The organism is Actinoplanes subtropicus (assembly GCF_000721705.1).
Classification (GTDB): Bacteria; Actinomycetota; Actinomycetes; order Mycobacteriales; family Micromonosporaceae; genus Actinoplanes; species Actinoplanes subtropicus.
The window spans coordinates 483,867-504,113 of record NZ_JOJL01000004.1 but is presented as its reverse complement, the minus strand read 5'-3'; the positions used below and the strand labels follow the sequence as shown (position 1 = coordinate 504,113).

The 20,247-nt window shown below is 72.3% G+C and carries 21 protein-coding genes; 10 read left to right on the top strand and 11 right to left on the bottom strand.

Features of this window, described 5'->3' with window-relative positions; translation table 11 throughout:
- Nucleotides 1-65: 65 nt before the first annotated feature.
- Complete coding sequence (locus tag IH26_RS0108125; protein WP_030435502.1) at nt 66-1,085, bottom strand: cation diffusion facilitator family transporter; 1,020 nt, start codon at nt 1,083-1,085, stop codon at nt 66-68.
- 68 nt (nt 1,086-1,153) lie between these two features.
- Nucleotides 1,154-1,291 carry a hypothetical protein gene (locus IH26_RS57755; protein ID WP_211268600.1) on the bottom strand — a complete coding sequence of 46 codons (138 nt, stop codon included), beginning with the start codon at nt 1,289-1,291 and terminating at the stop codon, nt 1,154-1,156.
- Nucleotides 1,292-1,371: 80 nt separating this feature from the next.
- Between IH26_RS57755 and IH26_RS0108115 the strand changes: the two genes are divergently transcribed.
- Nucleotides 1,372-2,103: a sulfite exporter TauE/SafE family protein gene (locus tag IH26_RS0108115; RefSeq protein ID WP_030435501.1), complete on the top strand. Its 732-nt coding sequence runs from the start codon at nt 1,372-1,374 to the stop codon at nt 2,101-2,103.
- A gap of 38 nt (nt 2,104-2,141) precedes the next feature.
- Here the strand turns inward: IH26_RS0108115 and IH26_RS0108110 are convergent, their stop codons facing one another.
- Nucleotides 2,142-3,932 (bottom strand): lipase family protein, encoded by a 1,791-nt coding sequence (locus IH26_RS0108110; RefSeq protein ID WP_034214028.1) that lies wholly within the window; start codon nt 3,930-3,932, stop codon nt 2,142-2,144.
- A 107-nt stretch (nt 3,933-4,039) separates the two neighbouring features.
- On the opposite strand from IH26_RS0108110, the gene IH26_RS0108105 reads away from it, so the two are divergent.
- The 7 genes from IH26_RS0108105 to IH26_RS0108075 all read left to right on the top strand — a co-directional run bounded on the left by IH26_RS0108105 (nt 4,040) and on the right by IH26_RS0108075 (nt 9,879).
- The gene (locus tag IH26_RS0108105) at nt 4,040-4,684 is read left to right on the top strand and encodes a helix-turn-helix transcriptional regulator (protein ID WP_030435499.1); all 645 of its coding nucleotides are present in this window, start codon (nt 4,040-4,042) and stop codon (nt 4,682-4,684) included.
- 40 nt (nt 4,685-4,724) lie between these two features.
- Complete coding sequence (locus IH26_RS0108100) at nt 4,725-5,186, top strand: DUF3291 domain-containing protein (RefSeq protein WP_030435498.1); 462 nt, start codon at nt 4,725-4,727, stop codon at nt 5,184-5,186.
- 60 nt (nt 5,187-5,246) lie between these two features.
- Nucleotides 5,247-6,209 carry an undecaprenyl-diphosphate phosphatase gene (locus IH26_RS0108095; protein WP_030435497.1) on the top strand — a complete coding sequence of 321 codons (963 nt, stop codon included), beginning with the start codon at nt 5,247-5,249 and terminating at the stop codon, nt 6,207-6,209.
- Nucleotides 6,210-6,322: 113 nt separating this feature from the next.
- Nucleotides 6,323-6,937, top strand: a complete 615-nt coding sequence (locus IH26_RS0108090) for a hypothetical protein (RefSeq protein WP_030435496.1) — start codon at nt 6,323-6,325, stop codon at nt 6,935-6,937.
- Nucleotides 6,930-8,000, top strand: a complete 1,071-nt coding sequence (locus IH26_RS0108085) for a peptidoglycan-binding protein (protein ID WP_030435495.1) — start codon at nt 6,930-6,932, stop codon at nt 7,998-8,000. Before IH26_RS0108090 ends, IH26_RS0108085 begins: the two co-directional genes overlap by 8 nt.
- On the top strand, nt 7,997-8,695 hold the full coding sequence (locus IH26_RS0108080; RefSeq protein ID WP_030435494.1) for an ABC transporter ATP-binding protein: 699 nt from the start codon (nt 7,997-7,999) through the stop codon (nt 8,693-8,695). Before IH26_RS0108085 ends, IH26_RS0108080 begins: the two co-directional genes overlap by 4 nt.
- Nucleotides 8,695-9,879 carry an ABC transporter permease gene (locus IH26_RS0108075; RefSeq protein WP_030435493.1) on the top strand — a complete coding sequence of 395 codons (1,185 nt, stop codon included), beginning with the start codon at nt 8,695-8,697 and terminating at the stop codon, nt 9,877-9,879. Before IH26_RS0108080 ends, IH26_RS0108075 begins: the two co-directional genes overlap by 1 nt.
- Before the next feature lie 98 nt (nt 9,880-9,977).
- Here the strand turns inward: IH26_RS0108075 and IH26_RS0108070 are convergent, their stop codons facing one another.
- The 7 genes from IH26_RS0108070 to IH26_RS0108040 are packed head-to-tail and all read right to left on the bottom strand — an operon-like array spanning nt 9,978 to nt 16,917.
- Nucleotides 9,978-10,400, bottom strand: coding sequence for an MmcQ/YjbR family DNA-binding protein (locus tag IH26_RS0108070; RefSeq protein WP_030435492.1), 423 nt, complete (start codon nt 10,398-10,400; stop codon nt 9,978-9,980).
- Between the two features lie 9 nt (nt 10,401-10,409).
- Nucleotides 10,410-11,378 (bottom strand): ABC transporter ATP-binding protein, encoded by a 969-nt coding sequence (locus IH26_RS0108065; protein WP_030435491.1) that lies wholly within the window; start codon nt 11,376-11,378, stop codon nt 10,410-10,412.
- Entirely contained in the window at nt 11,375-12,355 is a 981-nt protein-coding gene (locus IH26_RS0108060; protein WP_034214024.1) for an ABC transporter ATP-binding protein, read from the bottom strand. Before IH26_RS0108060 ends, IH26_RS0108065 begins: the two co-directional genes overlap by 4 nt.
- Nucleotides 12,342-13,262, bottom strand: a complete 921-nt coding sequence (locus IH26_RS0108055) for an ABC transporter permease (protein ID WP_245664997.1) — start codon at nt 13,260-13,262, stop codon at nt 12,342-12,344. The genes IH26_RS0108060 and IH26_RS0108055 overlap by 14 nt, the downstream gene beginning before the upstream one ends.
- 4 nt (nt 13,263-13,266) lie before the next feature.
- Nucleotides 13,267-14,256, bottom strand: a complete 990-nt coding sequence (locus tag IH26_RS0108050; protein WP_030435488.1) for an ABC transporter permease — start codon at nt 14,254-14,256, stop codon at nt 13,267-13,269.
- A gap of 25 nt (nt 14,257-14,281) precedes the next feature.
- Entirely contained in the window at nt 14,282-15,979 is a 1,698-nt protein-coding gene (locus tag IH26_RS0108045; protein WP_030435487.1) for an ABC transporter substrate-binding protein, read from the bottom strand.
- Nucleotides 15,980-15,993: 14 nt separating this feature from the next.
- The gene (locus IH26_RS0108040; protein WP_030435486.1) at nt 15,994-16,917 is read right to left on the bottom strand and encodes an ROK family protein; all 924 of its coding nucleotides are present in this window, start codon (nt 16,915-16,917) and stop codon (nt 15,994-15,996) included.
- Nucleotides 16,918-17,064: 147 nt separating this feature from the next.
- On the opposite strand from IH26_RS0108040, the gene IH26_RS0108035 reads away from it, so the two are divergent.
- The gene (locus IH26_RS0108035) at nt 17,065-18,249 is read left to right on the top strand and encodes an ROK family transcriptional regulator (RefSeq protein ID WP_034214021.1); all 1,185 of its coding nucleotides are present in this window, start codon (nt 17,065-17,067) and stop codon (nt 18,247-18,249) included.
- On the opposite strand, the gene IH26_RS0108030 is transcribed toward IH26_RS0108035, so the two are convergent.
- Nucleotides 18,250-19,386, bottom strand: coding sequence for an ABC transporter substrate-binding protein (locus tag IH26_RS0108030; RefSeq protein ID WP_051807714.1), 1,137 nt, complete (start codon nt 19,384-19,386; stop codon nt 18,250-18,252).
- Between the two features lie 91 nt (nt 19,387-19,477).
- Here IH26_RS0108030 and IH26_RS0108025 point away from each other — a divergent pair, with 91 nt between their 5' ends.
- Complete coding sequence (locus IH26_RS0108025) at nt 19,478-20,239, top strand: 3-hydroxybutyrate dehydrogenase (RefSeq protein WP_030435483.1); 762 nt, start codon at nt 19,478-19,480, stop codon at nt 20,237-20,239.
- Nucleotides 20,240-20,247: the final 8 nt, after the last annotated feature.

Below are 20,247 nucleotides of genomic sequence, written 5' to 3'. Positions count from 1 at the left end.
CGGCGGCTGCGGGTGCATATCCGCAGAACGACCGATCCGGTGAGCTGGTCGCGGCCGGCTCGGTCTCACTGCCCGGCGGCGGCCAGCCGATCGCGGCGGTGATGCGACAGAACGGTGTGGTGCGCCTCGCCCGGGTGGCTCTCCGGGTCGACGTGGACGGTGGCGCTGACCAGCCGGGGAACGCCGTGGGTGAGCTGGTGCTCGGCGTCCGCGGCGATCTCGTGGGCGTCGAGCAGGCTCAGCCGGGCGTCGACCACGACCGCGGCCTCGGCGTGCAGCCGGTGACCGATCCAGCGCAACCGCAGCCCCGAGACGTCGCGCACGCCCGGCACGCCGCGCAGGCTCCGCTCGGCCCGGTCGACCAGTTCGGGCTCGACCCGGTCCATCAGCCGGTGGTAGACCTCGCGGGCGGCGTCCTTGAGCACGAACCCGATGGCCACCGTGATCGCCAGCCCGACGACCGGATCGGCCCAGCGCCAGCCGAGCGCGGCACCGCCGGCGGCGAGGACCACGGCGAGCGAGGTGAAGCCGTCGGTACGGGCGTGCAGGCCGTCGGCGACCAGCGCGGCCGAGCCGATCCGCCGGCCCACCGTGATCCGGTAGCGGGCGACGATCTCGTTGCCGAGGAAGCCCACCACGCCGGCCAGCAGCACCCAGGGCAGGTGCGTCATCGCCCGCGGGTGGAGCAGCCGCTCGATCGCGAACCCGGCCGAGGCGATCGAGGACGCCGCGATGACCAGCACGATGACCACGCCGGCGAGATCCTCGGCGCGGCCGAAACCATACGTGTAGGCCCGGGTGGCCGCCCGCCGGCCGAGCCAGAACGCGACCCCCAGCGGCACGGCGGTGAGCGCGTCGGCGACGTTGTGCAGGGTGTCCCCGAGCAGCGCCACCGACCCGGAGAGCACGACGATCAGGGCCTGCAGCGCGGCGGTGAGGCCGAGCCCGGCGAGCGAGATCCACAGCGCGCGCATGCCGTCGCGGGACGCCTCCAGCGCGGGGTCGACCTTGTCGGCGCTGTCGTGCGAGTGCGGCGTCAGCGCGTTCCTGAGGCGGTCGTGGTGGTGGTGCTCGGGTCCGGCCATGGTGTTCAGTGTAGGCGCCGTACTAGTCACGCGACAATGTGGTAGATGCCAATGAGCTGCAAGAACGCTCAGCTTGCTCCTGCCAGCCCGGGGAGGAGGATCAGCAGGCCGATGCCGATCAGGACGGCCGGGAGCAGCAGGTGACCCCACCGGCCGAGCGCCCGGGCGATCAGCCGGTGGGTGGCGAGCCGGCGGGCGGCCAGCACCCAGACGGCGACCAGGATCAGGAAGACCGCGACGTAACCGCGCCCGGAGCCTATCGGATCTCCCGTTTAGGGTGTGCCGGGTGATCCTCGACCAGGTGCCGACGCTGGCGGTGGCGTCGGTGGCGGCGTTCGGGCTGGCGCTGGTGTCGGCGGTGGCCGGGTTCGGCGGCGGGGTGTTGCTGCTGCCGGTGTTCACCGTCCTGTTCGGGCTGCGGGTGGCGGTGCCGATGCTGACGCTGACCCAGCTGTCCAGCAACGGGTTCCGGGCCTGGCTCAACCGGCGGGAGCTGCGCTGGTCGCTGATCGGCTGGTTCGCGCTCGGCGCGGTGCCGTTCGCGGTCGCCGGCGGGCTGCTGCTGGCCCATGCGCCGCTGGGGGCGCTGAAGCGGGTGCTCGGCGCGTTCCTGATCGGCGTGGTGGTCTGGCGCCGGGTACGCCCGGGCCCGGGTAAGCCGCCGGAGCGGAGCTTCGCGGCGGTGGGTGCGGTCTCCGGGCTGGGGTCGGCGCTGCTGGGTTCGGTCGGTCCGCTGACGGCGCCGTTCTTCCTGGCGTACGGGCTGACCCGGGCCGCCTACATCGGCACCGAGGCGGCCAGTGCGCTCACGATGCACCTCTCGAAGCTGGCCGCGTACGGTGCCGGGGAGCTGCTCGGCGTACGCGTGCTGGTGTTCGGTCTGGCTCTGACGCCGGCGACGCTGGCCGGCGCGTGGGTGGGCAAGCGGATCGTCGGCCGGATCAGCGACCGGGTCTTCGTGTTGCTGGTGGAGGCCGGGCTGCTCGCCGCCGGCGCGCTGTTCCTGCTCGGCTTCTGAGGTGCGCGGTTTCGGTCCATGGCCACCGGCCGCTCGGTTCAGCAGGTCGGCGTCGGCGGCTCGCCAGCCAGCCGGGCGTTCGTCCATTTCACGAGCTCCGGCGTCAGCGGTGACCCGGTCTCGACCAGCGAGAGGTGAGTACGGCCGGGATACTCGCGGAAGTCGATCGCCTGGCCGGCGGCGCACCGCGCCGCGACGTACGCGCGCTGTTCCCCGGGCAGGACGAGCCCGTCCGCCGTACCCTGAGCCAGGAGCAACGGCGCGTTGATGTGCCCCGTCGGTGTGTTGGCGCGCAGCAACTCCCCTGCTTCGCCGTTGATCTGGTCCGGACGGAAGATCTCCTGGGAGAGCTGCGTCGCGGTCGCGGCGCTGGGCAGAGCGTCACCCAAGGTGCCGGCGCAGCGCTCCGCGATCGACCGGACGATGCGCCCGTACCCCGGTGTCACCATGGTGCCGAGCCTGAGCTGCGGGTAGTAGTCCGCCCAGGACTGGGCGATGTACGCGGAGATGACCTTGCCCATGGTCGTTGCCTTGATGCCCTCGGCGAGCGCGGGGAGGTCGGCGGCCGGCGCCATGGCCACCACGCCGAGCAGGTCGATCTCCGGCGCGTAGCCGGGCGCGAGGATCCCGGTCCACAAGGCCGTGTGGCCACCCTGCGAGTGGCCCCATACGACCGTCCGGGGCGACAGGTCGAGGCCGTCGATCTCCTTGGCGGCGCGCTGGGCGTCGAGGACGTTGTGGGCGGCGTCCGGGCCGACGAGGTAGCCGTGCGGCCCGGCCGTTCCCAGGCCGGCGTAGTCCGAGGTCACCGCGACCCAGCCCGCGGCGACCATCTGGTTGACTGGCGCCGACGGGTCGCCGGAGAAGGGCGTGGCGGACAGCGAGGGCGCGCACCTGGGGACGATGCCGACGGTGCCGTGTGCGATCGACAGGACCGGTCGTGGGCCGGCCGGCAGGTTCGCGAGGGCGAGGACGGTGCCGCTGGCGACCTGGGGTTCGCCGCCGCCGTTGGTGGTCGTGTAGAGGATGCGCCAGGCCCGTAACCCGGTCGGGACACCTTTCGTCATCGGTTCCGAGCGGATGAGCCGCCCCGGTTGCGAGGGCACAGCCTGCGGTGGCGTGTAGAACGCGTCCGGGGCGACGCGGGGGTCGCCCCGGTACAGGAGCGCGGTCGCGCCCAGCAGGACGACGGCGACCAGGAGCGCCACTGCGCTGCCCGCGACGCGCGCCCACCGTCGCAGCCGTCGTCGCGCCGGGCTGACGTCGTCGGCGCCCTGCTGCCGAGGACCGCGGGCGGCGCGCACCACCTGCGTGAGCCCGGTCAGCACGAGCCACGCGCCGATCAACAGACCGACGAGGAAGAGCGACAGCTTCGGCCACACGAGCACGAACAGGCCGGCGGCGACCGAGGCGCCGCCGAACAGGCCGCCCGCGACGCGTTCCGCCACGGACCCACGCACCGCTCGGACGATCGCCGCGATGCCGCTGACGACGAGGCCCGTGGCGAGCAGCACCGCGAGCACCCGAACGGACGCGACCCGCCACGCGACGACGGTGACGCCGAGCGCCACGAGGAGCACGCCGGCCGCCCGGTCGAGCCACCGCGGCCAGGCGGCCTGCTCGGCGGCGCGGTCGCGGCCCGGGAGCCCCCGGCCGAGCAGCAGCGACCCGCCCGCCACGGCCGAGCCGGCCCCGGCCAGCGCGATCACCACCTGGACCGATGCCACCGCGTTGATCAAGAGCACGACGCCGAGAGCCGCGGCCGCGAGCCCGGCGAGCGCCCGCACAAGGTCACCCGATCGACGCGGAGGAACCGTTGCGGTGGCCACGATGGGACCCTACCGACGACGCGCCGACCCGTACGCCTGAGTTTGCCTGGACTTCCTCGGGCGGCTCGACTTCTAGCGACAAGCCGGGTTGGCAATACGATGGCCGGGTGACGACGGAAGACCTGCACGATCTCGATGCCCTCGCCAGCCTCACCGACCGGGTGCGGCGGCGGGCGTACCGGCTGGTCGCGGACGGGACCGGGCCGGTCGGGCGGGACGAGGTGGCCGAGGCGCTCGGCGTCGGGCGCACGCTGGCCGCGTTCCACCTGGACAAGCTCGTGGCGGCGGGGCTGCTCGAGGTCTCGTACGCACGCAGGTCGGGCAGGACCGGCCCGGGCGCCGGGCGGCCGGCCAAGCTGTACCGGCCGGCCGCGGCGGAGCACGCGGTGAGCGTGCCGCCGCGCGCCTACCGGTCGGCGGCCGAGTTGCTGGCCGAGGCGGTCGAGCAGGCCGGCGCCGAGGGGACGCTCCACCAGGTGGCCGAGAAGCACGGCCGCCGGGCCCCGGCCGGCGCCGACGTCACCGAGTTGCTGACCGCGCAGGGCTACGCGCCGGCGGCGGCCGGGCCGGAGCGGATCGAGCTGCGCAACTGCCCGTTCCACCGGCTGGCCGAGCAGTTCCCGCCGGTGATCTGCGGGATGAACCTCGCGATGGTCACCGGACTGCTGGCCGGCGCCGGGCTCGACGACGAGTGGGAGGCGGGGATGGACGCGGCGCCGGGCCGGTGCTGCGTCGCCCTCTCTAAAAAGTAATCGCATTGACAATAGAGTGCGGAGCTGATGGGCTGTCCCCATGACCGACTTCCACCTGGCCCAGATGAACACCGCCCGCCTCCGAGCCCCGATGGAAGACCCGTCGAATCGCGAGTTCGCCGAGGGCCTCGCGCTGATGAACGCCCTGGCCGACCGCTCACCCGGCTTCGTCTGGCGGCTCGCCGGCGAGAACGGCGACGGCACCATCCACGCGCCGGCCGATCCGCACCGCATCTACACGCTCTCGGTCTGGGCGACGCCCGAGCACCTGCGGGCGTACGCGTACCAGTCCCAGCACCTCGAATACCTGCGCCGCCGCCGCGAGTGGTTCCACCCGCACGGGCCCGAGGCCGCGCTGGTGCTGTGGTGGATCCCGGCCGGTAAGGTTCCCACGCTGCGGCAGGCCATCTCCCGGCTCGGCCGGCTGCAGGCCGACGGCCCGACGCCGGAGGCGTTCACGCTGCGCGAGATCTTCCCAGCCCCTGAGCTCAGCCGGAGCTGAGCGGGCGGGGGTTGCATCCTTCAGCGAAGCTTCAGGTTGCGAGAGGAAGGATGCGCCAGCATGGTTCACGCGTCACTGACCTATCCCGAGGCGATCGTCATCGGGCTGCTGCAGGGCGTCACCGAGCTCTTCCCGGTGTCGAGTCTCGGGCACAGCGTCCTGCTCCCGGCGGTGATCGGCGGTCAGTGGGCGCGTGACCTCAGCATGAGCGCCGACAAGTCGCCGTACCTGGCGTTCGTCGTCGCCGTGCACGTCGCGACCGCGGTCGCGCTGGTCTGGTTCTTCCGGGCCGACTGGGTGCGGATCGTCCGCGGGCTGTTCACGTCGATCCGCAGCCGCTCGATCACCAACGCCGACGAGCGGCTGGCCTGGCTGCTGATCGTGGCGACCGTGCCGGTCGGGCTGGCCGGGCTGGTTCTGGAGCACACCGTACGGACGGCGCTGGGCAAGCCGCTGCCCGCCTCGATCTTCCTGGTCCTCAACGGCGTGCTGCTCGCCACCGTCGAGCGGCTGCGCAGCCGGCAGCAGGTGGTCCGCACCCCGGTGCCGGCCGGCCAGCCCGGGGTGTACGCGAGCTCGACCGCCGCCGCGGGCGGCGTCTCGGCCGGGCACGGCGGCGACGTCGCCTCCGACGAGCGGCTCGCCGGCCAGTCCTGGAAGCAGGCCCTGCTGATCGGCTCGGCGCAGATCCTGGCGCTGCTGCCCGGCATCAGCCGCTCCGGCTCGACGATCGGCGCCGGCCTGCTGAAGGGCCTCTCCCACGAGGACGCCGCCCGCTTCGCCTTCCTGCTGGCCACACCGGTGATCGCCGCGGCCGGCGTGCTGAAGCTCCCGGAACTGGCCGGCCCGGAGGGGCAGGGCATCCTGGGCCCGGTGCTGGTCGGCAGCCTGGTCGCCGGCGTCGCCGCGTACGTCTCGCTGCGCTTTCTCACCAAGTACTTCGAGACCCGCACCCTGAACCCGTTCGCGATCTACTGCGTGATCGCCGGCGCGGCGGGGGTCGTCTGGAGCCTCGCCTCCTAGGACATGACATCCGTCCAACGTGGGCGGTAGCGGTGGTGTCACCGCTCACTCGATACACCTGTCGGCGTCGATGACGACCCGAGAACGGGGGTATCGCGGTGAGAAGACTTGTTGTGGCCACGGTCTTGCTGATCGGTCTGGGCGCATGCGGTAACGGCCCGTCGAGCCCGACGGTGCCGCAGCTGGCGGGCAGTGGCGGCGCGCACCCGAGCGCCGGGGCGCGCACGACCGACGACAACCCGAACGCGGTGGCGGGGGACGCGAGTGCGGCGCGGCGGGCGAAGCTGCACACGGCCGCGCAGTGCATCCGGCAGCACGGGGCGCCGAACTACCAGGATCCGGTGCTGACCGCCGACGGCTACGTCTACACCGACGACGTCTCGCTGCGGGATCTCAGCGACGACCAGCTGACCGTGATCACGAACGCCTGCCAGGAGCTGATCCACGCGGCGAACTTCGCGATGCGGGACCAGGGGCCGCCGCCGCCCGCGCTGATCGCGGCGGGCGTGAAGTCGGCGCAGTGCATGCGGGCCAACGGGCTGCCGAACTTCAAGGACCCGACCGTGAACAGCCACTTCACGCCGGGCAAGGGTTTCAGCCTGACCAGCGACGAGGTGCCGCCGGGCGGGAAGGAGAACCCGATCCTGCAGCGGGCCGTCCAGGCCTGCCGGCCGATCCTCGACGCGGAGTCGGCGGCGTCGAGCCTGGGGAGCCTCGGCCATGCGTAGGCGGGCGGTGCTGAGCGGCGGGGCGGCCCTGGTGGTGGCCGCCGGCGCCGGGGCCGGGTGGTGGTTGCAGAGCGCCCCGGCCGCGCCGCCGGCCGCCGCCGGCGTGCCGACCGGGTCGGTGACGATCACCCGCACCGATTTATCCACCACGAACGTTGTATCCGGCACCTTAGGATATATCGGGACATATCGGGTTTATTCGGCGCGGACCGGGACGGTGACCTGGATGCCGCAGCCGGGGCAGGTGATCACGCGCGGGCAGCCGGTTTTCGCGATCGACAACAAGCCGGTCCGGTTGTTCTACGGCGACAAGCCCGCCTGGCGGTCCCTCTCGCTGGGCGTGACCGACGGGCCGGACGTACGCGCGCTGGAGAGCAACCTCGTCGCGCTCGGCCAGACCGACCTCACCGTGGACGGGCATTTCACCCGCGCCACCGCCACGGCGCTGCGCCGCTGGCAGCGCGCCACCCACCAGCCGGTGACCGGCCGGCTCGACCTCGGCGCGGTCACCTTCCAGCCAGGGAAGATGCGGGTCACCACCCTCGGCGCGCAGGTCGGCGCCCCGGCCGGCGGCGGCGCCGGCCCGCTGGTCACCGGCACCTCGACCACCGTGGCCGTGACCCTGGCGATCCCGGTGACCGACGCGCACGCGGTCCACCCCGGCGACGCGGTCACCGTGGTCATGCCGGCCGGGCAGAGCGTGCCCGGCCGGGTCACCCAGCTGTCCACGGTGGCCGCCGGGCCCAACCCCGAGGACCAGGGCCGGGGCAGCCAGCTGCCCACCATCGGGGCGACCGTCACCCTGACGCACGAGGTCGCCGGGGCCGGGCTCGACCAGGCGCCGGTCGAGGTGCACGTCACCGACGCCTCGGTGAAGAACGCCCTGGCCGTGCCGATCACCGCCCTGGTCGCGCTGGCCGGCGGCGGGTACGGCCTGTACCTGCTGGACGGCGGCGCCCGCCGGCTGGTCGGGGTCACCACCGGCCTGTTCTCGGACACCCAGGTCGAGGTGCGCGGGGACGGCCTGCGCGAGGGCTCGAAGGTCGAGGTGCCGAGCTCATGACCACGTACGCGCTCGAGCTCGACGGGGTCGGCAAGGTCTACCCGCCGCCGACCGCGGTGACCGCCCTCGCCGGCATCGACCTGGTGGTGGAGGCCGGCGAGACGGTCGCCATCACCGGCCAGTCCGGGGCCGGCAAGTCGACGCTGCTGAGCATCCTCGGCACGCTCGAACGGCCGACCAGCGGGACGGTACGCATCGCCGGCACCGACACGTCGGCGCTCTCCGACCCGCAGCTGTCCGAGGTCCGGGCGACCCGGCTCGGCTTCGTGTTCCAGCAGTTCTTCCTGCTCGAGCACCTCAGCGTGCTGGACAACGTGGCGACCGGCCTGCTCTATCGGGGGATGCCGGGCAAGGTCCGGCGCGAGCGGGCCGCCGAGGTGCTGTGGGAGGTGGGATTGGCAAGCCGCACCCGGCATCGCGCCGGGCAGCTCTCCGGCGGCGAGCGGCAGCGGGTCGCCATCGCCCGGGCGATCGTCGGCCGGCCGGCCGTGCTGCTGGCCGACGAGCCGACCGGCAACCTCGACTCGACCACCGGCGCTGGGATCACCGAGCTGCTCTCCGGCCTCGCCCACGACGGCACCACGGTCGTGCTGATCACCCACAACGATGCGGTCGCCGCGGCGATGCGCAGGCAGGTCTCGCTGGTCGACGGCCGGATCGTGGCCGACACCGGCCTTCTCGGGGGTGTGGCCTGATGCCGTCGAGACTCCGTTTCCCGGACGCGATCGGCGTCGCCACGGCCGGCCTGCGGTCCCGGCGGATCCGGGCCGCGCTCTCCGCGCTCGGCATCGCCATCGCGGTGGCCGCGGTGGTCGCCGTGCTCGGCATCGCCCAGTCCGCGAAGGCCCAGCTGCTCGCCCAGCTCGGCGAGGAGGGCAACCTGCTCACGGTGGCCTCGGCGGAATCGGTCAACGGCCGGACCGTGCCGCTGCCGCTGACCGCCGAGCCGATGATCGCCCGGATCCCGCCGGTGCGGACGGTCACCGCGGTCGGCTCGGTCGACAACGTGACGGTACGGCGCAGCCGGGCGATCCCGGCCGAGCAGACCGGCGGCATGAACGTGCTCGCCGCCCAGGGCTCGCTGCTGCCCACCATGTCGGCGCACCTGCTGCTGGGCCGCTACCTGGACGCGACCGCCGAGCACTACCCGGTCACCGTCCTCGGCTACGAGGCCGCGAAGATCCTCGGCATCGGCTCGCTGGACGCACCGACCCAGATCCTGCTGGGCAACCACTACTTCACGGTCACCGGCGTGCTGGCGCCGGTCCCGGTCGCCCCCGAGATCGACGTGGCCGCCCTGATCAGCTTCGGCCAGGCCGAGCGGGTGTTCGCCCGCGACGCCGGCCCGAGCCGGATCTACCTGCGCGCCGACCCGGACCAGGTGGCCGCGGTGGCCGGCGTGCTGACCGCGACCACGGTCCCGGACGGCAAGGACGACGTGCAGGTACGCCGCCCGTCCGACCTGCTGGTGGCCCGGATCGCGGCGAAGGGCGCGTTCGTCGGCCTGTTCCTGGGGCTGGGCGGCATCGCGCTGCTGATCGCCGGGGTGGGCATCGCCAACATCATGGTCATCTCGGTCCTGGAACGCCGCGGCGAGATCGGCCTGCGCCGCGCCCTGGGCGCCCGCCGCCGGCACGTGGCCACCCAGTTCCTGCTCGAGTCGACGTTGCTGGCCGCGGCCGGCGGGGTGCTCGGCATCGCGCTGGGGGTGCTGGCCACGGCGGTGGCGGCCCGGCTGGGCGGCAATCCGGTGGCCGTGCCGCTCTCCGCGCCGGCCGCGGGCCTGGCCGCCGCGTTGCTGGTGGGCGCGCTGGCCGGCCTCTACCCGGCGGCCCGGGCGGCGCGGTTGTCCCCGGTCGAGGCGCTGCGCACGCTCTGACCATGCAGGACAGCCCGGTGGCCGGGCGCGGAGCCCGGCCACCCACCTGGCCGATCCGCTGCATCGGGGACCTGTCCCACGCGTACGGTCAAAGGGTTTCAGGTTGGTTTGTTCGCGGCCAGCCATTGGGCGGCGCGCCGGGCGGAGGCGCGCGACAGCCAGGCGTCCTGCACGACCTCGACCACCTCGGCGCGGCTGAGCTCGCCGATCCGGCTGGCTCGCAGCAGCACCGAGGGATGGCCGTTGAAGTGCGGCGTGGTGAAGAACGGCGAGGACGGGTCCTGCACCATCGCCTCCTTGTCGGCCGGCGACTCCACCCAGAACACGATCACGTCGGTGTAGCGCTCGCCGGTCGCCGGGTCGAACGCGTCCGGCCGGGGGTTGCGGAAGAACACGAACGACTTGCCGCCGACCTGGTAGACCGGGTTCTCCCCGCTCCCCCACACGACCGTGACGTGCGGCATCGACTCGGCCGTCTCGTGCACGTCCTCGACCCGGGCCGGGCGCTCGTCGCCGGTCATCGGCCCAGCCTAGGTCGCGACGTGGCAGGCCGCCTGGTGCCGGGGGGCCAGGTCGCGCAGCAGCGGCGTCTCCACGTCGCAGCGGTCGATCGCCAGAGGGCAGCGGGCGCGGAACCGGCACCCGGGCGCCGGATCCACCACCCGGGGCGGCTCGCCGCGGTCGAGAGCCACATCGGGATCGAGCGGCGCGCGGGGATCGGGCACGGCCGAGAGCAGCAGCTGGGTGTAGGGATGCTTGGGCTCGCCCAGCACGTCCTCGGTGGGGCCGGCCTCGACGATGTGCCCGCCGTACATGACCGCGACCCGGTCGGAGAGATAGCGGGCGCTGGCGATGTCGTGCGTGATGTAGAGGATCGACACGCCCGCGTCCTCGCGCAGCGTCGCCATCAGGTTGAGCAGCCCGATGCGGATGGAGACGTCGAGCATGGACACCGGCTCGTCCGCGATGATCAGCTTGGGGCGGTAGGCGAGGGCCTGGGCGAAGCCGATCCGCTGGCGCTGCCCGCCGGAGAGTTCGTACGGGTAACGCTCCAGGATCTCGGCGGCCGGGTGCAGGCCGACGGCCTCGACCACGCGTTCCGCCTCCGCCTGCCGGCCGGCCGCGTCGAGATCCGGCCGGTGCAGGATGAGCCCCCGCATGATGCCGTGCTTGACGCGGTACGCCGGGTTCAACGAGCTGAACGGGTCCTGGAAGACCATGGGCACGTCGCCGCGGTAGGCCAGCAGGTCCTTGCGCCGGCGCAGCTGGGCCAGCGACCGCCCGCGGTAGAGGATCTCGCCGGCGGTGGGCTCGTAGACCCGGGCCAGCAGCCGAGCGATGGTCGACTTGCCGCTGCCGCTCTCCCCCACCAGCGCGATGATCTCGCGCTCCTCGATGGTCAGGTCGACGTCGTCGACGGCGTGCAGCCGCCGGCCGGAGAACGTCCCGCCGACCTTGAAATGCCGGGTGAGCCCGCGGGTCCGCAACAGCTCCGTCATGAGGGCACCTCCGCGTTGTTCTCCACCGGGGCGTTGAGCAGGCACCGGCTCTGCGCCGGGCCGACCGGGTAGAGCGGCGGCCGGGTGGTCGCGCACTCGGGCAGCGCCACCGGGCAGCGCGGCTGGAAGCGGCAGCCCTCGGCGGGCCGGGACAGGTCGGGCGGGCTGCCGGGGATGCCGGTGAGCGGGACCCGCGGACCGCGGACCGACGGAAAGGCGTCGAGCAACCCGCGGCTGTACGGGTGCGCGGGCTGGTCGAAGACGGTCCGGGTGGGGCCGGACTCGACCACCTGGCCGGCGTACATCACCAGCAGCTGGTCGGAGAAGTGGCTGACCAGGGACATATCGTGGGTGACGAAGACGACCGCGAAGCCCAGCCGGGCCTGCAGCTCGCGGATCTGGACCATCAGAGCGCGCTGGGCCACCACGTCGAGCGCGCTCGTCGGCTCATCCATGATCACCAGGTCGGGCGTGAACAGCAGCGCCATCGCGATCATGGCGCGCTGCCGCATGCCGCCGCTGAGCTGGTGCGGGTGGCTGCGCAGGTGGATCGGGTCGATCCCGACCATGCGCAGCACCTCGACCGAGCGCTCGGTGATCTCCGCCTTGGTGAACTTGCCGTGCGCGGTCAGGGCGTCGGCGAACTGGGCGCCGATCGTGGCCACCGGGTTCAGCGCGTTCATGGCGCTCTGCATGACCACCGAGAAGTCGCGCCAGCGCAGCAGGTTGAGCTGCTTCTCGGCCATCGTCACCAGGTTCTGGCCACGGAACTCGACGCTGCCGTGGGTGATCTCCGCGGGCGGGCTGAGCAGCCGGGCCACCGCGAACAGCATGGTCGACTTGCCGCAGCCCGACTCGCCCACGACGCCGACGAACTCGCCCTCGCCGACGGTGAGGCTGACGTCGTCGACCGCCACCGCGGGCCGGCCGGCGGTGGCGTACTCGACCCGCAGGTGCTGAACGTCAAGCAGTGGCACGACGCCTCCGTACGGGTCGCAGGGCGGGATTGCTGATCTCGTCGAAGGCGTAGTTGAGCAGGGCGAACGAGACGCCGAGCAGGGCCACGCAGAGGCCCGGCGCGATCGACCACAGCGGCATGCCGCTCTGCAGCGCCTGCTGGTTCTGCGACCAGTAGAGCATCGTGCCCCAGCTGATCGAGTTCGGGTCGCCGAGGCCGAGGAACTGCAGGCCGGCGGCGGTCAGCACGGAGTAGAGCGCCGCGCCCAGGAAGTTCGCGACGATCAGCGAGGTCATCGTGGGCAGCATCTCGGCCAGGATGATGTACGTCCGCCGCTCGCCCCGCACCCGGGCGGACTCCAGGAAGTCGCGGTTGCGCAGGGACAGCGCCTGCGCCCGCATCTGGTTGGCGCCGTACGACCAGCCGGTGACCACCAGCACGATGAGCACCACGGTGAGCGTGCCCTTGCCCGCGTACGTGGCCAGGATGATGATCAGCGGGAAGGTCGGGATGATCAGGAAGATGTTGATCACCATCGAGAGCGCCTCGTCCGCGACGCCGCCCAGGTAGGCGGCCGAGACGCCGACGAGCACCGAGAGCACGGTCGCGAAGAAGCCGGCCACCAGGGCGATCACCAGCGACTGGCGGGCGCCGTAGACCAGCTGCGCCCAGATGTCCTGGCCCAGCGCGGTGGTGCCGAGCAGATGATCGCCGGACGGCGGCAGGGCCGGCGGGAAGGCCAGCTTGTTGGGCTCGGTCACCGAGGTGAACAGGTGCGGAACGGCCGCCATCACGGTGAAGACCCCGAAGATGACCAGGCCGATCAGGGCCTTGCGGTTGCGCAGCACCGAGCGCAGGAACGCGCCGCGGCGGCGGGACGGGGGCGCCGCGGCGGCCGCGGGCGGGGTGGTCAGCAGGGCCGTCACGGATTCACCCCTTCGCCCGGGACCGCGGGTCGAGCCACGCGGTCGCGAAGTCGCAGAGCAGCACCGAGACCAGGACGGCGACGGTGAAGAGCATGAACAGCACCTGCATCATCGGGTAGTCCGTGTTCTGCACGGCGTTGTAGAGAAGGTAACCGAGCCCGGGGTAGTTGAACACGTACTCGACCAGGATGGCGCCGGAGATGACGAACCCGAGCGACATCGCGAAGCCGGAGAGGTTGGGCAGGAACGCGTTGCGCGCCGCGTACTGGTACATGATCTTCCGATTGGCGAGGCCCTTGGCGCGTCCCATCCGGATGTAGTCCTCGGCCAGCGTGGTGATCATGTTGTTCCGCATGGTCAGCACCCAGCCGCCGACGGCCGTGATGAAGATCGTGAGCCCGGGCAGGACGGCGTGCCGCAGCACGTTGCCGATGAACTCGGGGTTGAACCCGGGCTGCAGGTTGCTGTCGTAGTTGAAGTCGCTGGGCAGCCAGCCGCCGGTCCACACCGAGAAGACCAGGATCAACAGCAGGCCGACCCAGAAGTACGGCAGGGCCGAGGTCACCACGAACACCGACGGCAGGATCGCGTCCAGGGTGCCGCCCCGCCGCCAGCCGGCCACCACCCCGATCACCGTGCCGGCCACGAAGGCCAGCACGGTCGCGACCCCGACCAGCCCGAGCGTCCACGGCAGCGCCTGGCCGACGATCTGGGTGATCGGCTGGCCGAGGGCGGAGCCGATCGAGACGCCCCAGTTACCGGTGAACATGTGGCCGAGGTAGTCGAGGTACTGCACGCCGACGTTCTCGTGCGGCTTGTACCCGAAGGAGGTCAGCATCTCCTCCAGCGCGGCCGGGGAGAGCTTGTTGTAGGTCCGCGCGCGCAGCGCCTGCAGCGGGCTGCCCGGCATGAACCGCGGGAGGAAGAAGTTGATGGTGAGCGCCGCCCACAAGGTAAGCGCGAAGAATCCGAGGCGCCGGAGCACGTATCTCATGGGCGGGCCCTCCCGTTCCGGCCGGCTACTTCTGCGCGGCCTTGGAGTACAGGTGCAGCATGACCTGTTCGTTGTCCGGGATCTTGTACGGCGACGGCTCCGCGTACGGGTTGTCCGGCGTCGGCCAGCCCAGGATGTCCGAGGTGTTGTACTGGAACCAGTCCACCGAGCCGGTGGTCGGGATCATCGGGACGTCCTGCAGCATCAGCGCGGAGAGCTGCTTGACGATCGACACCTGGGTGGCGTCGTCGGCGGTGGCGTACTGGTCGAGCAGCTGGTCGGCCTGGTCGTTGTGGTAACGCTCGAAGTTGGAGCTGGCGTTCTTGCCGATCGGCGCCGAGTTCTTCGAGTACAGCAGCTGACGCAGCTCGTAGTACGGCGACGGGCCGCTGTTCTGCTCCGAGTAGTAGGCCAGGTCGAAGTCGCCGGTGTAGAGCTTGTTGAGGAAGGTCTGCTGGGCCAGGTCGTCGACGGTCAGGTCGATGCCGATCGGCTGCAGCTGCTGCTTGACCACGGCGAGCGAGGCGTCCCAGTCGGTGTAGCCGGTGATCGAGATGACCGTCAGCTTCAGCGGGTTCGACGGCGAGTAACCGGCGCTCGCCAGCAGTTGCTTGGCCTTGTCCGCGTTCGGCTTGTCATACCCGGCCGAGGTCAGCGCCGCCTGGTCGAAGTACTTCTGGAAGGTCGGGATCACCACGCCGGTCTGGTTGGCCGCCGGCTGCTGGCCGCCCTCGCCGATCAGCGCGATCTGGTTGCGGTCCAGGGCCGCGGCGATCGCCTGGCGTACGGCGAGCTTGCTGGTGGCCGCGTGCGACGGGTCCAGGTTCGGGAACAGGCCGACGTTCAGCAGCGGCGGCGACCAGGTGTGGTTGTCCTGCGACTTGGCCAGGTAGAACGACTTGATGTTCGGGATGAACTGGCCGCCCCACTGCGCCTTGCCGCTGGCCAGGTCGTTGTTGGCCGGGGCGTTGTCCAGGTAGGCCGGGTACTCGATCTTCTGGATGTACGGCTTGCCGGCCTGCCAGTAGGTCGGGTTCGCGGTGTACTCGATGTTGTTCGGCCCGCAGGTGCCCATCAGGAACGGGCCGGTGCCGATCGGCTTCGGGTTGGTGAAGGTGTCCGGTTTCGCCGCGGCGGCGCCGGTCGAGAAGATGTGCTTGGGCACGATGCCGACCTGATCGGCGACGTTGTAGAAGTACGGCTTCGCGGGCTTGCTGAAGGTCATCGTGACCTGGTTGCCGGCCGCGGTGACCCCGGTCAGCCCGGCGCCGGTCCACAGCGCGAAGAGATCCAGCGCCGGGTGCTCCTTCATCAGGTTGAACGTGTACGCCACGTCGTCCGCGCTGAACGCCTGGCCGTCGCTCCACTTCACCCCGTCGCGGATGGTGAAGACCAGCGACTTCAGGTCGGCGCTCCACTTGTACGCGGTGGCCAGCATCGGGGTCTCTTTGGAGTCGCCGACCACGGAGACGTGCACCAGCGGCTCGTAGACGAAGCCGAGCGCCTCCTGGTTCTGCGCCGGGTTGAACGGGTTGAACTGGCACGGCCAGGTCTGCCCGGTGGTGTTCGCGATGGTGACCGTGCCGCCCGGCTTGTGCGGGCCGTCGGTGCCGGTGGCGTTCCCGCCGGTGGCAGTGGTGGTGGAGGAGGTCGACTTTCCGCTGCACGCGGAGAGCACGAGGCCCGCCGCCAGCACGGCGATCAGGCTCTTGCGGAGTCTCATCCTGGTGTTCCCTTCTACATGGGGCCGACGCCGGTGGGCCGCTCGCGGGCGGCCGCCACGCCGTGGACCAGGGCCCCGATCAGTGGCGCGTCGTAGGGGAATGCGGCGATGACGAGTTCGGGTGGGTAGGGCACGGCGGCGTCCAGCGCCGCCCGCAACCGCGGGCCGATCAGCTCCCAGGAGCGCACCAGCCCGCCGCCGACGGCGATCCGCTGCGGATCCACGGCGATGGCGAGATTTACCAGGTGAAAGGAGAGTTCGGTGAGGAAGTCGTCGAGCACTCCGGCGAGCGCGGGATCCTCCGCCACCGCCTTGAAGAACGCGGCCCCGGTGATGCCCGGGGCCACCCGGGCGGCGGCCGCGAGCAGCCCGCCGCCGCTGACGGTCGCCTCCAGCGGCGTGCGGTCGCCGAGCCGGAGCCCGACGTCGCCGAGACCGCGCAGGTTGTAGCCGATCTCCCCGGAGGCGCCGCGGTGACCGGCGATGACCGAGCCGCCCGCGACGATCGCGACGGCCAGGCCGGTGCCGAGGTTGAGGTAGATGGCCGGGTCGTGCCCGGCCAGCGCGCCCCGGTCGGCCTCGACCTGGGCGGCCGCCTTGACGTCGGTGACCAGCCGGACGGGCACCCGGTCGAAGGCGTCGCCCAGCTCGCGGCCCAGCGGGAGGTCGGACCAGCCGTCGATGGCAGGGGCCAGCGCGACCCCGCCCGGGCCGGGAATGCCGAAGGTCGACACGCCGAGGCCGGCCAGGGCGCTGCCCGGTGCCACCCGGGCCAGCAGCCGGCGCCCCGCGTCGATGGCCGCCGCCAGGCTGGCCGCCGCCCCCGACTCGGCGGCGGCCGGGATGGTGACCCCGCCCAGCCGGTTGCCGTCGAGGTCACCGACCGCAAGGGCGATCTTGGTGCCCCCGAAGTCGATGCCCAGCACGACCGGTGGCATGCCGCCCTCCCCACATCCTTGCGGTCCGCCATGATTGTTAGTAAGACTTACTACCGTCTGATGGGTAGGAAAGTAGACTACCGATCTCGCCCCGGACAAGAGCGGCCCTGAAGATTTCCGTGAAGAGTCGGTAACGGAGGAAGACGCATGGCGGTTTCCGGCTCGGCCGCGCGGCCACGGCTCATCCGCGCGCTCAACGAGCAGCTCATGCTCGACCACATCCGCACCACCAAGTCGCTGTCCCGGGCGGACCTGGCACGCATCTCCGGGCTCGCCAAGAACACCGTGTCACTCGCCCTCGGCAACCTGGAACGGGCCGGGCTGATCCGGCCGGCCGGGGTCCGCACCGGGGTCCCCGGCCCGGCCGCCGTGCTGTACGAGGTGAACCCCGACGCCGGTTTCGTCCTCGGGCTGGACGTGGGCGGCCAGTACCTGCGCGGGGCGATCGCCGACCCGGCCGGCACCGTGCGCGCCCGGGCCACCCTGCGGGCGCGGGCGCGCACCGGCCCGGGCCGGGTGGCGGCGCTGGCCAAGCTCGCCGCCCAGCTGCGCGCCGAGGCCGGCTTCGGGCCCGGCGCGCTCGGCCAGACCGTGCTCGGCAGCCCCGGCATCTACGACCCGGCCCGCGAGACGCTCACCCTGGCCGCCGGGCTGCCCGGCTGGGGCGAGCCGGCCGTGCTGCGCGACCTGCGCCGCGCCTTCGGCACCGAGCTCGTGCTGGAGAACGACATCGACGCCGCCGCGCTGGCCGAGCAGGCCCACGGGCACGGCCGGGACGTGGCCAGCTTCGCGTTCGTCTCGATCGGCACCGGCATCGGCATGGGCCTGGTCATCGACGGCAAGCTGCACCGGGGCGCGCACGGCGCGGCAGGCGAGATCGGTTTCCTGCCGATGGACGACGACCGGGCCGACCCGGCCGACGCGCGCCGGCTCGGCGGCCTGGAGAGCATCGCGTCGGCGAGCGGCATCGTCCGGGCCGCCCGGCGGGCCGGGATGCACGGGCCGCTCTCCGCGCGCACGGTCTTCGAGGCGGCCGGCCGGGGCGACGCCCGCGCCCACGGCGTCGTCGAGGCCGAGGCGACCCTGATCGCGCGGGCCGTCTGCGCGGTCATCGCGGTCGCCGACCCGCACCTGATCGTGCTGGGCGGCGGGGTGGGCCGGGCCGCGGACTTCCTCGACCGGGTCGCCGAGCGGGTGCGCGAGCTGGCGCCGGTGGCGCCGCCGATGCGGGTGAGCGCGCTCGGCGACGACGCGGTGGTGGACGGCTGCCTGGCGGCCGGCGCGGACCGGCTGTGGGAGCGGCTGACCGCGGGGCTGACCGAGGAGCTGTAGTCAGAGCGGGATCGCGGTCTCCGCCGGGCCGAACTGCCGGTCGGTGACCGCGGTGACGACGCCGGCGGCGCCGGTCCAGGTCAGGCGGCCGCCCCACAGCTGCTCCAGCATCAGGTGGTCCTGGGGGCGGACGTTCATGGCGGTCTTCAGGCCGTTGAAGAACATCCCCTCCAACGCCGGGATCATCGCCGCCACGTCCTGCGGCCCCAGCTGCAGGGCCCGCACGATCATCTGGGCGGCGGTGAACCCCTCGGCATGCCCGGTGTCCGCCCGCCGGCCGGGGACCGACACCTTCAGCGTCGAATAGGCCGAGTTGTTGGTCGCGCCGTCGACATAGGGCGTCACGAACCGCAGCGAACCGCCCGTCGTGCCGTACGCGGGCCAGGTCGCCCGCGCGCCGAGCACGGTGAGCGGCTGGACGCCGGCCGGCAGGGCCTCCCAGAGCCGGGGCGTGACGACCGGCCAATCGACGTACACCTGGTCGGCGCGCAGCGCTTTGATCTTCTTGCCGATCGCGGTGAAGTCGGTGGTCGAGGCGGGCGCCTTGATCGTGGCGGCCGCTCCCAGGAGCGCGGGCGCCTTCCCGGGATCGGCGGCCAGGACGACCAGGCGACCACCGGGCTTCACGTACGCCCTGACCGCCATCAGCAGCTGCGTCTCCGACGGGCCGTCCCGGAACGTGTACTTGTTGATCCCGGTCAGCGCGTCGGAGGTCGCCATCGCCGGGATGAACAGCACCTTGCGCCGGCCGGCGAGCTCGGCCAGCCGCAGCGCCACCGGATCGGTGAACCCGCCGACCAGGATGCGGCAGCCCTTGGCGATCAGGTCCTCGGCCGCGGCGACCGCCACCTCGGGCGAGCCCTTGTCGTCGGCCTTGAGGGTGTGGATCGCGCGGACGCCGATCTTGTTGGCCCGGTTCGTGACCCAGGACAGGCCGATCCGCAGGCCCTGCTCGTACCGGGTGCTCTCGGCGACCTTCAGCTGGTCGCCGGTACGGGTCCAGAGGAGCCCGACATTCAGCGGCGTCTTCGCGTTGCCGCCGCCGGTGGCCGGGCTGAGCGGGCGGGCGCAGCCGCCGGCCGCCACGGTCAGCGAACCGAGAGCGGCGCCCAGGACGGCACGTCGGGAGAGAGTCATCGGGCGGAAAAGTACCGCACACCGCCAAACGGCGGGGTATGTGGGGCGCGCACATGTGCGGCGGGCGACGGCGGGTCGTAGGTTCACGGGCATGACGACTGTGGTCGACCTGGATCTCTCGCGCCGCACCGCCCTGGTGACCGGGGGCGGCAGCGGGATCGGCCGCGCCTGCGCCGCCCGGCTGGCGGCCGCGGGCGCCGAGGTGATCGTGGTGGACGTCAACGCCGCCGCCGCGAAGGAGGTGGCCGGCCGGATCGGCGGGCGGGAGATCGTCGCCGACCTCAGCGACCCGGAGACGGTCGCCGACCTGCCCGGCGACGTGGACGTGCTGGTCAACAACGCCGGCCTGCAGGTCGTCGCGCCGCTGACCGAGTTCCCGGACGACCGGTTCGCGCTGCTCCAGCGGGTCATGGTCGAGACGCCGTATCGCCTGGTCAAGCGGGTGCTGCCGCACATGTACGTGCGAGGCTGGGGCCGGATCGTGAACATCTCCTCGGTGCACGGGCTGCTCGCCTCGCCGTACAAGTCCGCTTATGTCACGGCAAAGCATGCGATGGAGGGGCTGTCGAAGGTCACGGCGCTGGAGGGGGCGCCGCACGGCGTGACGTCGAACTGCATCTGCCCGGCGTTCGTGCGCACTCCCCTGGTCGACAAGCAGATCGCCGACCAGGCGGAGATCAACGGGATCCCGCGGCACGAGGTGATCGAGAAGATCATGCTGGACCGGGCGGCGATCAAGCGCCTGATCGAACCGGAGGAGGTCGCGGAGCTGATGGCCTACCTGTGCACCCCGCCCGCCTCGCTGATCACCGGCGCGTCCGTCACGATCGACGGCGGCTGGACCGCCCACTAGATTCCGAT

Bases quoted from the DNA above. Each gene is read 5' to 3' on its own strand.
- IH26_RS0108125 (WP_030435502.1), bottom strand. From the start codon at position 1,085: ATGGCCGGACCCGAGCACCACCACCACGACCGCCTCAGGAACGCGCTG.
- IH26_RS0108100 (WP_030435498.1), top strand. From the start codon at position 4,725: ATGACCGACTTCCACCTGGCCCAGATGAACACCGCCCGCCTCCGAGCC.
- IH26_RS0108095 (WP_030435497.1), top strand. From the start codon at position 5,247: ATGGTTCACGCGTCACTGACCTATCCCGAGGCGATCGTCATCGGGCTG.
- IH26_RS0108085 (WP_030435495.1), top strand. From the start codon at position 6,930: ATGCGTAGGCGGGCGGTGCTGAGCGGCGGGGCGGCCCTGGTGGTGGCC.
- IH26_RS0108080 (WP_030435494.1), top strand. From the start codon at position 7,997: ATGACCACGTACGCGCTCGAGCTCGACGGGGTCGGCAAGGTCTACCCG.
- IH26_RS0108075 (WP_030435493.1), top strand. From the start codon at position 8,695: ATGCCGTCGAGACTCCGTTTCCCGGACGCGATCGGCGTCGCCACGGCC.
- IH26_RS0108070 (WP_030435492.1), bottom strand. From the start codon at position 10,400: ATGACCGGCGACGAGCGCCCGGCCCGGGTCGAGGACGTGCACGAGACG.
- IH26_RS0108065 (WP_030435491.1), bottom strand. From the start codon at position 11,378: ATGACGGAGCTGTTGCGGACCCGCGGGCTCACCCGGCATTTCAAGGTC.
- IH26_RS0108050 (WP_030435488.1), bottom strand. From the start codon at position 14,256: ATGAGATACGTGCTCCGGCGCCTCGGATTCTTCGCGCTTACCTTGTGG.
- IH26_RS0108045 (WP_030435487.1), bottom strand. From the start codon at position 15,979: ATGAGACTCCGCAAGAGCCTGATCGCCGTGCTGGCGGCGGGCCTCGTG.
- IH26_RS0108040 (WP_030435486.1), bottom strand. From the start codon at position 16,917: ATGCCACCGGTCGTGCTGGGCATCGACTTCGGGGGCACCAAGATCGCC.
- IH26_RS0108035 (WP_034214021.1), top strand. From the start codon at position 17,065: ATGGCGGTTTCCGGCTCGGCCGCGCGGCCACGGCTCATCCGCGCGCTC.
- IH26_RS0108030 (WP_051807714.1), bottom strand. From the start codon at position 19,386: ATGACTCTCTCCCGACGTGCCGTCCTGGGCGCCGCTCTCGGTTCGCTG.
- IH26_RS0108025 (WP_030435483.1), top strand. From the start codon at position 19,478: ATGACGACTGTGGTCGACCTGGATCTCTCGCGCCGCACCGCCCTGGTG.